Below are 13,467 nucleotides of genomic sequence, written 5' to 3'. Positions count from 1 at the left end.
TCAATGTTGAATTGTCGGTATTATTTTCGTAGGGGCGAGCGGTTGCCCGCCTGATCGCTACGGATATTGGCACAGGCCATAAAAAAGGCGGACAACCGTCCGCCCCTTGTACGGGTTTAGACTGGCCCGACAAAAAATCAATGACTGGGCACTAGCCTGTAGCAAGGGCAGAATGGCTTGCCACCCTAGTGCTAAGCATTGCAGCCCGGCGAAGTGACCTAAACCCGCCATTTGCGTGCCAAGAGGCAGTGGGGGGCGGGGCGGCAGGCGGTTGTAATGGATAGATGGCCGGATCCCCCCGCCAATTACCTGCTTATCCGTTCAAAAACGAAAGGTGGATCTCGCTACCGTAGCGGCGGATGATGTCCTGCTTAGCCGCACGATGCGCCTCCACTTTACCGTTATGGCCTGATTTCCCGACCAAATGCCGGGCCAGCTCATCAGAAATCACATCCATAAAAAGCTCCGCCAGCAGCAGTCTGGCTGCGTCCCGAAAATGCCCCCGCCCGTCCACATACAATTGCACGGTGGGCGCCCCGGTATTGATGAGGATTTTCCTCTCCGCAGGGCTATAAACCGCGCGTTCCAGTTCGTTGTTCAGGTTGCGGAATTCATAGCCCACAAACATATCGGCCCCGTGATCCCTAGGCAAGGCCTTTTTTGCGGCATGGCCGGAATAGCTGTGGCTATGCTTGTAAGCGTTATCCGCCACGACAATTTCACACCAAGCCCAATACGCCCCCGCCCGCGCATTGATCTCCGCATGCCCCCCTGCCGCATCGCCCACGACCGTCCATTCTAGCCGCCGGGTATCACCCAGTTCATGGACGGGGATTGTCGCCAGTGCGGGTTCGATGCGCATGGAATCAGGCAGCACATAGTCGAAGGCCAAGGCCTCTGCACCGGAAAACTGCCCAGGGTCAAGCAATAGAGCGACACGGAAAGGATGCTTGGTTTTGCGGTAATAAAACGGCGTGGAAAAACGCAGTGCCGCCGGAGCTTCCGCCTCACCTGCCGCCAAATCCAATGTTGGCGGCAATTGGATACCCAAGTCTTGGACTGCCGCCTGGCTCATGCGTTGGAGCAGGTGACCGATCATATGGCTAGTCCGGCCTGACGTTGTCGCATGTTCCAAATGTTTCAGTTTTTCCTGTTCCGCCAACACATAGGGCGCGATCATGTTGCTGACGGCTTTGGAAAACGCTTCCACAAAGGGATCCTTATGGTTCAGCCCTTCCCTTTCATCGCTGATAATCGCCATGCCCAATCCTAATTTTTCGATCAAGGCCTCGCAACGTACTGTGCCGAACAGGTATTCCGTTCCCACTTGGTTTTCATATTCAAACAATTGGCAGTCCAAGACCACCATACCCGAGAGGATGACCAGCCCATTTGTCCGCTCATCGCCCTTTAGCACCAGCTCCACATCTTGGGCGCGTTTCAGGGTTAGGATAAAGGGATATTCTTCCTGCTGATACACAAAGCGGCCTGATTCATCCGGCCCCAGCAACAGCACGGCGGGCGGCTCTTCATAACGCACCAGCCCGTTGTATTCCGTTTCTTTGCCTTGCTGGACATTGAGCAGCCCCACATTGCGCCGCACCAGCATATCGCGCAGATAAATGTTATTGGCGACCGCCAACACGACAGAGCGGTAATGGGATATATTGACCAAGGGGTTTTCAATGACAATGGTCACTTGGGTGCCGCTGCCGGCAATACCCAAGCGGCTATAATCGCCGGTTTCCGCCAGACGGTCGCCGCCCCAGTCTTCATAGAGGTAGCCGCCATTTTCATCGCGGAACAAATCAATACGGGAAAACCGTCCGGCATGGACGGTCTCTATCCAGCCATGCCCTAGCCCATAAATGGCCTGCTTCAAGCCACGCCCGAAATAACCGCGCCCGCCACCTTCGCCACGGGCCAATGGGCTATGGGCACCGCCATACGTCAAAATAGAACAGACCTGCCAGAAAGGCATCCCTTCGGCTTGGTCGGCAACCATCAGCAACGCCCCCACCTGATGCCGCTCGTATGTGATGCGGATGTTGCCGCTCACCGGCGTCCCGGCCTTTTCCAGCCGGACATAGCTGTCATCAGAATTGGTGATCAGCTCGACCAAGGCTTTTTCTATAGAAGCAAAGCGGCGGGAATCAATATCAATGACCCGTTGGTCTACGGGCAGCGCTGTTTGTGCCATACCATCCATCTCCTTAAGCTTATGGGTTTGGGCCTTGCTCCGAAAGCCTCCGGTAGGGATGTTTAGAATATGGCCTTTGTCACCGGACAGCTTACGGGTAAGCAAGCGCTGATATTGCCATGTGCGTTAGGATTTATCCACAACCATCGGTTATCGGATGACGTTTTTAGTAAAACGGAGGGTAGTTGGCCAAAACCCGTGTCGTTTGAAGCACAAACCTAGGTTCTGTTGACGTTTTGATAAAAAATTAATGCTTTATTTTCATTATGTTAGGAAATTAACTTTGATTTTATCATGTCATTCCGGCATGGATTGCCGGAATCCAGTGGCCAAGGATGGCTTCCCGGCCATCTGGATGCCGCCATTCCTTGGCGGCATGACGATAACCTTTTGATTTTTTCTTAATGAAACGTCAACAGAACCTAGTGCTAAGTCTTGTTTTGACGGGTAAACGTAAATCCGTTCGTCCTGAGCTTGTCGAAGGATGGGCGGATTTACGTTGGGAGCATGTAGCCTTTCTCCATTCATCCTTCGACAAGCTCAGGACGAACGGAGAAAGGCTACACGCTCAAATTATTTACACGACATATTAATACTGACTAAGTACTAGGTTTGCGCCGCGTCCAAAACATCGGACGTCTACCGGTGCCCACATCAGTGGCGGGGAAAAATCAAAAGGGAATCCAATCCTCACTAGGGCATAGCCCGTCGTTTAAATTGGATTCCCCCAGTCAAGCCTTTAGCAATGGCGCTTAATGATGGTTTTGCTCAAAGATGTCGGTGATAAATCCGGCATGCCCTGCTGAAGCGGCGTTCCGGTAGATGGTTTCATAAAACCGCATATCACGGGCATCCCCGTCATTGGCTATGCCATTACCTAAGTACAAGGACAACACCGCACCCGGATGGTTAAACCACAAAATATCATCGCCATCACTGCGGGTGTCATGCAAGTCCCAGAAAGTGCGTGCAACCCAAACCTCGTTTTCCCAGCCATTGGTGCAGTTGGGCGGGGTATTGCGTTGCTCGGCATCCCAACCTAAAGTCCACCGGCTAGCGGTAAACCCGCCTTCGGCGACATTACGGTTCGGATAACCGACCCACGCGGCGACAAAGTTGGCAAAACCTTCCCGTAACGCCATCCCCAAACGGGTAGGGTAACAAGTGTTCAGGCTATGGGAGCCGCCTGAGCCGGCCGGCCTTTTGTTTTCCCAGAACTTGTTGTTCAGGACATGACCCATTTCATGGCTGACCACATCGCCTTGCACGCCGTGCTCGGCAATCAACCAGAGGTCATTGCCCGATGCGCAGCTCCAAGGGCTGGAACCGCCACAATTATTCCACGTGTTGGGGAAAAAGAAGCGGATCGGTGTGGCCGGGACAGGGTTGATCTCGGCATCCCAATATAACCGTGACCACATGGTCATGGCGTTATCCACCAACTCACCCACACCGTTGTATTCGCCACCATCGGTATCGGCATAACGGTGGCCGACATTAAACGAAGTGCTGGTGACCGTCCAAACGGGATCGTACCACCAGTATTTATTGTTGCTCTGATTTTGCGGTGCGTAATAGCTGTTGTAGGAACGGTAGTAAACATTAATTTGCTGGCCGGTCAGAAAACCGGCGGCATCAGGCACATTCACCGTCCAACTGCCATTGGTTTCCACCCAGGACTCGCCTAGCTTGGTCGAGGAGCCGGCGCGGAAAACTTCCACCCGGAAACCGAATCCTGAATGCAGGCTATGGTCGGTTGTCCACTTGGTCGAAAAACGCCCCGTTAAGGTATGGCTAAACCCAAGCAACGATTGTGTGACCGGGGAACTCGCGGCCTTGACAGGGTTTTCCGGGTAACAGATTTGCTGGCCTTCCCCTGCTGAACCCCGGGCCACTGCATTCGCCATCGCCGTCCTAATGCTTTCCAGCTTATCAAAACCCGTATTGCCAGGAATCACCGCTTTGCGGCGGAACGATTCCAGGTTGACCGGCATAATGCTGGCCACCTTCACATAATCGCCAGTGCCTTTGCCGCCTTTCAGCAGGCTGCGCGGCGGTATGCCATAAATGGCCCCATAATCCCCCATGACCCAATTGCCTCTGGACATGCGGTAATGTACCGATAACGGCACGCTAGCGGACGGTGGCTGGTTTCTGTAACGCCGGGCCAGTTCTTCTGTCGAAAGATTAAGCTTCACATCCGCCGCCGGTACATTATAAATATCCATATCAATGCGCGGGCTCAACCCTTCATTGGCCAAACGTAAGAAATCGACTTCAAATAATACTTGCTGGGGTGCCGTGGAATTGGGGCTGACCAATAGCGCGTCGGCTTGTGGGCAAATACGCCAGCGCGGGCCAGGGGTTTTCCAATCAGGGTTATAACTGGGCGACGTGTCCTTGCCGGCCATATAGGCGTCAAAATTTAACATGGGCTTTCCGACAACGTCAGGATCTTCCCCGCAGTTGCGGAACAAGACTAGCAACGGGCCCAGTTGCCTTAAGTCCCATGGACTGAATTGCACCAGCAAACGCGTATCACCGCCCGGCGTGTTGCCGGCTTGGGCCACCCCTTCCTTGCCAGCTTCCAAAATTTGCCAAGTCACTGCCGCCGGTTGGTCTGCATGGGTTATCGGGCTAGATGCCAATAAGCCTGCTGTCAGCAAGGCAATCGGCAAATGGCGTGTTCTTCTATTAAAGACTCGCATAAACCACCTCTTATCGTTATTGTAGTTATTCGATTGGCCATTGACGGTTATAAAAACGGCGATAACCACTAGGGCCGGGTCAATTATAGACACTTATGCCTGCCAAGGAATGTTTTTCTTGACAAAATATGCACACTTGAGATAGCTATTGGTACTGGTCTTGCATTCTGATCCGCCCTCACTGCCATTAAATTAATATATAAACATTAATATTCAAGCGGTTACTATTATATTTTGTGATGGACTCCAATCGTAGGGCGGGTTACGACTGCATGGATGCATACCCTCTAGGGCATGGCAGCAACAGCAGGCGCTTGGAAAAAAGCTTAACGGGTTTCATTACCAAACCGTATAGTTCTGGAAAGCTTATGGTTATGTGATTAGGGATAAGCTCTGTTGCAAATCAGGCAATCCCGCTTGGTTAATAAAAGGAAAAAACATGGCCACTACAAAAAACAAAATTTTCCGGAGCCTGATGGCTATTGGATTGCTTGCCGTCACAGGTGCCACCCTAAGCCACGCTGGTGAAGCCAAGCACGATGATGGCAAAAACTTGCAGATGTTTAGCCAAGCCAAAATTTCTTTGGCTGAAGCGATAAAGGCCGCGGAACAAAAAACGGGCGGCAAAGCCTTGGAAGCCGAGTTGGATGATGAAGCCAAAACCCTCCAGTTTGAGGTTGAAATTGTCAAAGATGGCAAAATCCATGAGGTCATGGTCGATGGCAACACAGGGCAGGTGCTGAAAGCGGCGTTGGATGATGAGGATGAAAGTGCTGAAGACGAAAAATGACAACCCGCGCCAGCCAGTGTTGGGACAATGAAGCTAGCCGTTATTGAAGACGATAAGGAAACCCGGGCTTATGTCGCCAATGGCCTCAAGGAAATCGGTTTCGTGGTGGATTCGGCGGGCGATGGCCTGGAAGGTTTGCTGTTAGCCAAAGAAGGCCATTACGATGCCCTGATCATTGACCGGATGTTGCCCCATCTTGATGGGCTGACACTGGTCAAAACCTTGCGCAGCAGTGGCTGTAACGTACCGGTTTTATTCCTGACGACGATGTGTGGCATTGATGACCGCGTTGAAGGCCTGAATGCCGGGGCGGACGATTATTTGGTCAAACCGTTTGCGTTCAGTGAGTTGGCGGCAAGGGTCAACGCATTGTTGCGGCGGCCTAGGACAACCGTAGATTTAAAAACCTTACAAGTACAGGATCTTGAAATTGACCTGTTAAAACGGCTGGTCAAACGTAGCGGGCATCTTATTGAACTGCAACCCACCGAATTCCGTTTGCTGGAATACCTGTCCCGCCATGCCGGGCAAGTGGTGACCCGCACCATGCTGCTGGAAAATGTTTGGGATTTTCATTTTGACCCCAAAACCAATATGGTCGAAACCCATATCAGCCGTTTGCGCAGCAAGCTAAACGCGGGTGGCAAAGCCGATTTGATCCTAACCGTGCGCGGTGCAGGCTATATCATCCATGAAACTGGCTAAGTTCATCCGCACCTCCAGTTTTAAGCTATCAGCCTTATATCTGGGCTTGTTTTTGTGCTCGTTTGTAGCCATTGGTGTCAGCGTGTATTTTTTAACTATCCACTCGCTGGAGTTCCAACTCAAAAACAGCGTGGAAACGGAAGCGAAGCGCTTAGAAGCCGAATACGCCGTTGGCGGCATGGATGAGTTGCTAGAAGAGATTGCCGAAGATGAACATGCGGCTTTGGATAGTTATGGCGTCATGGGCCAGCAAGGGGATTTTTTGGCGGGTAGCCTGAAACATTTCCAAGCTAAGGCCGGATGGCAGAAACTGGCAGTAGGATCCGGCCCGCTATTTTACGTTTTTGTTATCGCATTACCCAACCAACATTGGCTGGCGGTCGGCCATTCCGGGGAAGCCATACAAAAAACCGGGACGGCGGTTATTGAAGCGTTTTTGTCGGGCATCCTGTTGGTGCTTGTGCTCGGCGTGGGCGGCGGCTTTTATCTAAGCCATGCCTTTTTGAGAAAAATCCAGGCGATCACCTCGGCAACCGAGGCCATCATTTCAGGCGATTTACAACATCGTTTGCCCGTCGCGGACAATCGCGATGAACTGGACCACTTGGCGGTATTGCTCAACCAGATGTTGGATAAGATCGGCGCGTTGCTGGATAACGTCCAACAGGTGTCCAACGACATCGCCCATGATTTAAGGACGCCCATCAGCCGTTTGCAATTCCGCTTGGAAGACGCGCTAAAAAAACCGCTGACAGCCAGCCAATATCAGGAACACATCGCCAGTGCCCGTGCCGAAACCGAAACGATACTGGCGACGTTTTCCGCCTTGCTCAGAATCGCGCAGATTGAAACGGGCACACGGCGTAGCGGCTTTCAGCCCGTCAACCTCAGCAAAATTGTGTTGTCCGTAACTGACGCACTGTCCCCGGTGGCGGAAGAACAAGGCAAAACCATCCATGCCGAAATAACCCCGGATTTGACCCTGGCTGGCGACAAGGAATTGCTGACACAGCTAATTTTTAACTTGCTGGATAACGCCATCGTCCACACCCCGGCCGATACCAGGATCGACATCAACTTACATTTATCCGGCCACCAGCTAGAGCTGGTGGTCGCCGACAACGGCCCGGGCATTGCCGCAGCCTACCGCCCCAAGGTGTTGCAGCGTTTTTATCGGCTGGAACAAAGCCGCACCACACCCGGCAATGGCTTAGGCCTGAGCATCGCCGCCGCTATTGTCGAACTCCACGATGGCAAACTGGACTTGCTGGATAACAGCCCGGGGCTTAAGTTGGTGCTGGTGTTCACCCCTTACAACAGGCACTGAAGCATTTGGGCAGGGCCGGCAATGCTTTTGCGCCTGTATGCCCTTGGATGCACCTGATGACGGGCCTATGCTGTTGGCGCCGTAACCGGTGGGCAAAACCGCCTGCCCACCCTACCCTACTGTTGGCGTTGTAAACGGCGGGCAAAGCCTGCCCGCCCTACCCATCTTTTCCACACAGGCTCATTATGCACTTACTGGCACGGTTGACACTTCTAGCGACACTGGCAAGTTGCGCCCATTATCAGGGGCGCCCGCTGAATCCCTTGGTATCGGCAAGCCAGCTGGAAACGCGCGGCTTGGACAATGGCCAGCTCCAACAATTTATCGGCGGCGCAAACTTCCCTAAAAACAGCCCTTGGAATTTGGACAAGCTAACGCTGGCGGCGATGTTTTACCACCCCGATTTGGCCCTCGCCCGCAGCCAAGCGGAGTCGGCGGCGGCCGCCACCATCACCGCCGCACAACGCCCTAACCCCAGCATTAGCCTGACCCCGACCTGGGTCAGTAACCTGGCTTCCGCTTCGCCGTGGCTGTTTGCCAGCCTGCTGAGCATCCCGATAGAAACCGCAGGCAAACGCGGTTACCGTATCGACAAAAGCCAGCATCTGGCTGACGCAACCAATTTACGGGTCGCCGATGCCGCTTGGCTAGTGCGCGGACGGTTGCGCTTGGCGATGCTGGATGTGTATGCGGCGCAAGAAACGGTGCGTTTGTTGCGCCAACAACTCCAGCTTGAACAGGCGGTAGACCAAGTATTGCAACAACAGCAAGCCGCCGGGGAAATTTCTGATACCGATTTGTTCGCCGCCCAACTGGGTATGCAGCAAGCCCGACTCGCGCTCACCGCCGCAGAAAAAAAACTCGCCGACACCAAGACCCTGTTGGCTGCGGCCATCGGGATCCCGGTGGCGGCTTTGGCGGGCATTGAGCTGGATTTTAGCGAATTCAAGCAAGCGCCTGACGTGGCTAAGTTTGCCTTTAGCCAATTGCAGGCCACCGCGCTACGCGAACGCCCTGATGTGTTGGCTAGCTTAGCCGACTATGCCGCCGCGCAATCGGCCTTACAATTGGAGATCGCCAACCAGTATCCAAATTTCCAAGCCAATCCCGGCTACATCTTTAATACTGGCGAACACCGCTGGTCTTTAGGTGCAGGCGCTATCCAGCTGCCGGTATTCAACCACAACGAAGGGCCGATTGCGGAAATGGCCGCCAAACGCCAAGAGGCGGCGCAACGTTTTGAAGCCTTGCAATTGCGCATCATCGGCGAGATTGACCGTGCCCAAGCCGGTGCCTTGGCAATACGCCCGCGCTGGGATGCCGCCGAACAAGCCGTAAAGAACCGGTTAGCCAATGTACGTTCGGCGCGTGAATTGTTGCAGGCCGGTGAAGTGGATGCCCATGCCGTCGCCGTCGCGGAATTGGGACAAGCCGTCGCCGAACGGGCGCGCTTGGACGTGCTGGTGGAAAGCCAGCAAGCACAGGCGATGCTGGAAACGGCCTTGCGCCAACCTATCACGCCCGCACTAGCGGCGGCGATGTCCGCACCCGCACCCAGGAAAAAATGACCATGAACCTAAAAATCGCCACCGTCTGCGTGTGTCTGCTGTGCGTAAACCTTGCCCAAGCAGAAGAACCTGAAATAACCACTGAAGTCGCCGTGCAAACCGGCAAAATCACCCAAACGACCTTACAGCGCTATGTCCTCGCTTACGGCGTGGTGGAACCTGAACCGGCCAGCCACGGCAGACCGGCTGCCAGCACGAAAATTGCCGCGCCCGTCGCCGGCATCATCAATCAAGTGTTTTGCGAAGAAGGCCAACAGGTAAAAAAAGATGTGCCCTTGTTTACCTTAGATAGCCGCACCGCCGATGACCAAATCGCCAAAGCCAAAGTCGCGTTAGATTTCGCGCAAAAGAACTTTGCCCGGAAACAGCAATTAAGTCCAGGCGAAACCATCTCCCGTAAATTATATGATGACGCGCAACAGTTGCTGGAAACGGCGCATGCCGATTTACAAACCGCCAAAACCCAACGCGCTTTGTTAAATATCACCGCACCCTTGTCCGGCACGGTAACCGCCGTGCATTTTAGGGTCGGCGAAACCATCAGCCCAAGCAGCGTGTTGGCGGATTTGGTTGACTTGCATCGTTTGGTTGTTGTCCTGCATGTGCCTAGTTTTGAAGCGGCCGATTTGCGTTTGGGGCAAGCGGTGGCCATCAATACGGGCAATACGGGCAGCCCACAAACAGGAAGGCTTAGCTTCATCAGCCCGCAAATTGACCCGTTGACCGACACGGTATTGGCACGCGCCACGCCGGACGCTGACGGTTGCCCAGACCATTGTTTACGGCCCGGGCAATTCGTCCATACCGGCATTTCCGTTGAAGCCCGGCAAAACCGCTTGGCGGTTCCCGTTGAAAGCGTAGTCATGGCCGATAACGCCGCAAACATAGCCATTGTCGAAGGCGACCGCGCCAAGCAGCGCCCGGTCGCCGTTGGTTTACGCGACGGCGACCTTGTTGAAGTCTCCGGCGACGGCTTGCAGGCAGGTATGACGGTAGTGACGCAAGGGGCTTATGGCTTGCCGCCGGAAACGCGCATCCGGGTGCTAAAATGACACTATCCTTTGCGGTACGCCACAACAAGGCGATTTTTTTCCTTTGCATCGCGCTGTGCCTGGCTGGCGCTTACGCCGCGCTGGGTATGCCGTCGTCGATATTTCCGCAAACCGATTTTCCGCGTGTGGTCATCCTCATCGACAACGGCGTGATGCCCGCCAACGAAATGATGGCGACCATCACCCGTCCGGTTGAAGAAGCAGTCAAAGACATCCCGGGCGTGACCACCGTGCGCTCAAAAACCGGACGCGGCACGGCGGAAGTCAATGTGTTTTTTGATTGGCAAACCGACATGGTGCAAGCGGAATTGTTTGTGCAAGGGCGCTTGGCGGTGGTGCAGAAAGCCTTGCCCGCCACGGCGGGCACGGCGGTTTGGCGGCTGACCTTCGCCGCGTTCCCGGTGCTGGGCTTAAGTTTGACGGGCAATAAATATTCACAAACCCAACTCTGGGAAACCGCGCGTTATAACTTGCAACCGCACTTGCTGCGCATCCCTAACGTGGCGCGGGTCGGCATCGTCGGCGGACGGGCGCCGGAATACCATGTCATCGTCGATCCCTTGCGTTTGCAGGCAGCCAACCTGAGCTTGGCGCAAATCACCGATGCGTTGAACCGCAACAACCAAGTCACCCCGGCCGGCATGTTGGAAGAAAATTACCAACTGTATTTGACGGTGGTGGACGGGCGCTTGCAGACCATAGCCGATATTGAAAACATGGCCGTCACCGCCGTTGCCGCCGCGCCTAATACGATGACGGCGCCCGCCGCCCTCGGCCATCCGCTGCGGATCAAAGATTTCGCCCGGGTCGAACGCGCACCCGAACCGGTTTTTAACATCGTCACCGCCAGAGGCGAAAAAGCCGTGTTGCTGAATGTTTACAGCCAACCCAACGGCAGCACCTTGGACATCGCCAAGCAACTGAAAGACGAATTGGCGGCGTTAAGCAAAACCCTACCGCCCGGTATGCAGGTGGAAGTTTTTTACGACCAATCCCTGTTGGTCGGCGATTCGATACAAAGCGTTTGGGAAGCGATTGTTTTGGGGCTGATATTGTCGGTCATCATCCTGTATCTGTTCTTGAAAAACTGGGGCGCGACCTTGATTGCCGCCACGGTGATCCCGGCTACAGTATTGATGACCCTGCTGGCGGTGCGGGTGCTGGGACTGAGTTTTAACCTGATGACGCTGGGCGGGATTGCCGCCGCCATTGGCTTGATAATTGACGACGCTATCGTGGTGGTCGAAGCCATCCATACCAAAATAACCCAGGGGACGCCGCGCCTGGTTGCGGTGCAACAAGCCCTGGCGGAAATCTTCAGGCCGTTGTTAGCATCAACGTTAACGCCTGTGGTGGTGTTCATCCCGCTGGCGTTCCTTGATGGCGTGGCGGGCAATTTCTTCCGCGCTTTGTCGCTGACCATGGTGGTGTCGCTGCTGACTTCTTTGATGTTGGCGGTCACGTTAATCCCCGCCTTAGCCGCTTCCTGGCTACCGGTGAACCTGCATAACCAGGATGAACCTAAGCAAGCAAACTGGCTGGATCGCCTGATGGATTTTTATGGGCAAGCGTTGCTTATCGCGTTGCAACAAGCTTGGAAAGTCTTGTTAGGCTGTTGCGTGATTTTGGCCTTGGGCATTTGGCTGTACGGACGCTTGGCCAGCGAATTTTTGCCGTTTATGGACGAAGGCGCATTCGTGCTGGATTACCACACGCCGTGGGGGACGAATTTAAGCGAAACTGACCGCCAGCTCAAACAAGCCGAAAAATTGCTGCATGAGCTGCCGGAATTGGACAGCTATTCACGGCGCACCGGAGCGCAACTGGGACTGGCCATTTCCCAAGCGCACGGCGGTGATTTTTTGGTCAAACTCAAAGCCGACCGCAGCCGCACGACCGAGGAGGTCATCGCTGGCCTGCGCCAACAATTGCTTGAACAAGTGCCGGGGACAGAATGGGAATTTGCCGGTATTCTCAACGATTTGATCGGTGATTTGACCTGGTCGCCGCGCCCGATTGAAATCAAGCTGTTTTCCACCGACATAGCGTGGCTCAAGCAAAAAGCCCCGCAAATAGAAGCCGAGCTGGCCAAGATCACGGGCGTTGTCGATACCTTTGATGGCCTGGAAACCACCGGCCCGTCGCTAAGCCTGCGGGTGCGTTCGTTGGATGCGCTGCGTTTCGGCCTAAGCACCAACGATGTGGCCTTGGCGGTCAGCACCGCCATGCTGGGGCAAAAAGCGTCTTATGTGCTGGAAGGTGACCGCGTCGTCAATATCCGCGTCAGGATGGACACTGATGCCAGCAAGCAAATCGCCGACTTGCGCGAATTGCCGTTGCGTTCGGTGGATGGCAGGACGGTGAAATTGTCGCAAGTCGCCGATGTCGTCACCGAACCCGGGCAATTGCAACTGCACCGTGAAGATTTACGGCAACTGGTCGCCGTTTCCGCACGGTTGGAAAACCGCGATTTGGGCAGCGCCATTGCCGAAATCAAAGCCAAACTCGGCAATGACCCGACCCTGCCGCCCGGGGCTCTGGAATTTGGCGGGCTGTACAAGCAACAACAGGAATCCTTCCATAATTTGCTGATCGTGATGTTGGCCGCCGTATTCTTGGTGTTTACGGTGTTGCTGGTTGAATTCGGGACGTTTTATGAACCTATCGCCATTGTTTTTGGTTCGGTCTTGGCTTTGTGCGGCACGGTGCTGGCTTGGTACCTGACCGGAACCTCGGTGAATATCGTGTCTTTGCTGGGGGCGATCATCGGTATCGGCGTGGTGGCTAAAAACGGCATCCTGATGCTGGATTCGGTACGTCACTTTACCGACCAAGGCGACACGCTGGCGCAAGCCCTGATGGCTTCCGGGCGGCGGCGTTTGCGTCCGGTGCTGATGACGTCCTTAGCCGCAGGCTTGGGCTTGTTACCGCTGGCGTATGGCATAGGCGCGGGTTCCGATATGTTGAAACCCCTGGCTGTCGCGGTCATTGGCGCGCTGGCACTTTCCGTACTGCTGTCCCTAGTCGCCACGCCGACGGTTTATGTTGTGCTGCGGACGTACCTGGGCAACACCCCATAACCATAAATGACTTGCCAAAACCTTTTAACATTTATCA

Annotated in this window: 8 protein-coding genes; 6 read left to right on the top strand and 2 right to left on the bottom strand. The window is 54.5% G+C overall.

Going from position 1 to position 13,467, the window contains the following annotated elements:
* Positions 1-313: 313 nt before the first annotated feature.
* The gene (locus tag METMI_RS0109510; protein ID WP_019866053.1) at positions 314-2,200 is read right to left on the bottom strand and encodes a hypothetical protein; all 1,887 of its coding nucleotides are present in this window, start codon (positions 2,198-2,200) and stop codon (positions 314-316) included.
* Positions 2,201-2,952: 752 nt separating this feature from the next.
* On the bottom strand, positions 2,953-4,908 hold the full coding sequence (locus METMI_RS0109495) for a hypothetical protein (protein ID WP_156829809.1): 1,956 nt from the start codon (positions 4,906-4,908) through the stop codon (positions 2,953-2,955).
* A 439-nt stretch (positions 4,909-5,347) separates the two neighbouring features.
* On the opposite strand from METMI_RS0109495, the gene METMI_RS0109490 reads away from it, so the two are divergent.
* The 6 genes from METMI_RS0109490 (at position 5,348) to METMI_RS0109465 (ending at position 13,430) form a co-directional block, all read left to right on the top strand.
* Entirely contained in the window at positions 5,348-5,698 is a 351-nt protein-coding gene (locus METMI_RS0109490; protein WP_019866048.1) for a PepSY domain-containing protein, read from the top strand.
* A 27-nt stretch (positions 5,699-5,725) separates the two neighbouring features.
* Positions 5,726-6,403, top strand: a complete 678-nt coding sequence (locus METMI_RS0109485; protein WP_019866047.1) for a response regulator transcription factor — start codon at positions 5,726-5,728, stop codon at positions 6,401-6,403.
* On the top strand, positions 6,390-7,730 hold the full coding sequence (locus tag METMI_RS0109480; RefSeq protein WP_019866046.1) for a sensor histidine kinase: 1,341 nt from the start codon (positions 6,390-6,392) through the stop codon (positions 7,728-7,730). The genes METMI_RS0109485 and METMI_RS0109480 overlap by 14 nt, the downstream gene beginning before the upstream one ends.
* A 185-nt stretch (positions 7,731-7,915) precedes the next feature.
* A complete protein-coding gene (locus tag METMI_RS0109475) occupies positions 7,916-9,298 on the top strand; it encodes a TolC family protein (protein WP_019866045.1) in 1,383 nt (460 codons plus the stop codon).
* 2 nt (positions 9,299-9,300) lie between these two features.
* Complete coding sequence (locus tag METMI_RS0109470) at positions 9,301-10,350, top strand: efflux RND transporter periplasmic adaptor subunit (RefSeq protein ID WP_029151588.1); 1,050 nt, start codon at positions 9,301-9,303, stop codon at positions 10,348-10,350.
* Entirely contained in the window at positions 10,347-13,430 is a 3,084-nt protein-coding gene (locus METMI_RS0109465; protein ID WP_019866043.1) for an efflux RND transporter permease subunit, read from the top strand. Before METMI_RS0109470 ends, METMI_RS0109465 begins: the two co-directional genes overlap by 4 nt.
* Positions 13,431-13,467: the final 37 nt, after the last annotated feature.

The sequence above is a fragment of the Methylovulum miyakonense HT12 genome, assembly GCF_000384075.1.
In the GTDB taxonomy this organism is placed as follows: Bacteria; Pseudomonadota; Gammaproteobacteria; order Methylococcales; family Methylomonadaceae; genus Methylovulum; species Methylovulum miyakonense.
Note: the sequence above shows the minus strand (reverse complement) of the source record. Positions and strands in the feature narration are given on the sequence as shown.

Coding starts and splice junctions, on each gene's coding strand:
- METMI_RS0109480 (WP_019866046.1), top strand. CDS start 6,390: ATGAAACTGGCTAAGTTCATCCGCACCTCCAGTTTTAAGCTATCAGCC.
- METMI_RS0109510 (WP_019866053.1), bottom strand. CDS start 2,200: ATGGCACAAACAGCGCTGCCCGTAGACCAACGGGTCATTGATATTGAT.
- METMI_RS0109475 (WP_019866045.1), top strand. CDS start 7,916: ATGCACTTACTGGCACGGTTGACACTTCTAGCGACACTGGCAAGTTGC.
- METMI_RS0109485 (WP_019866047.1), top strand. CDS start 5,726: ATGAAGCTAGCCGTTATTGAAGACGATAAGGAAACCCGGGCTTATGTC.
- METMI_RS0109495 (WP_156829809.1), bottom strand. CDS start 4,908: ATGCGAGTCTTTAATAGAAGAACACGCCATTTGCCGATTGCCTTGCTG.
- METMI_RS0109470 (WP_029151588.1), top strand. CDS start 9,301: ATGAACCTAAAAATCGCCACCGTCTGCGTGTGTCTGCTGTGCGTAAAC.
- METMI_RS0109490 (WP_019866048.1), top strand. CDS start 5,348: ATGGCCACTACAAAAAACAAAATTTTCCGGAGCCTGATGGCTATTGGA.
- METMI_RS0109465 (WP_019866043.1), top strand. CDS start 10,347: ATGACACTATCCTTTGCGGTACGCCACAACAAGGCGATTTTTTTCCTT.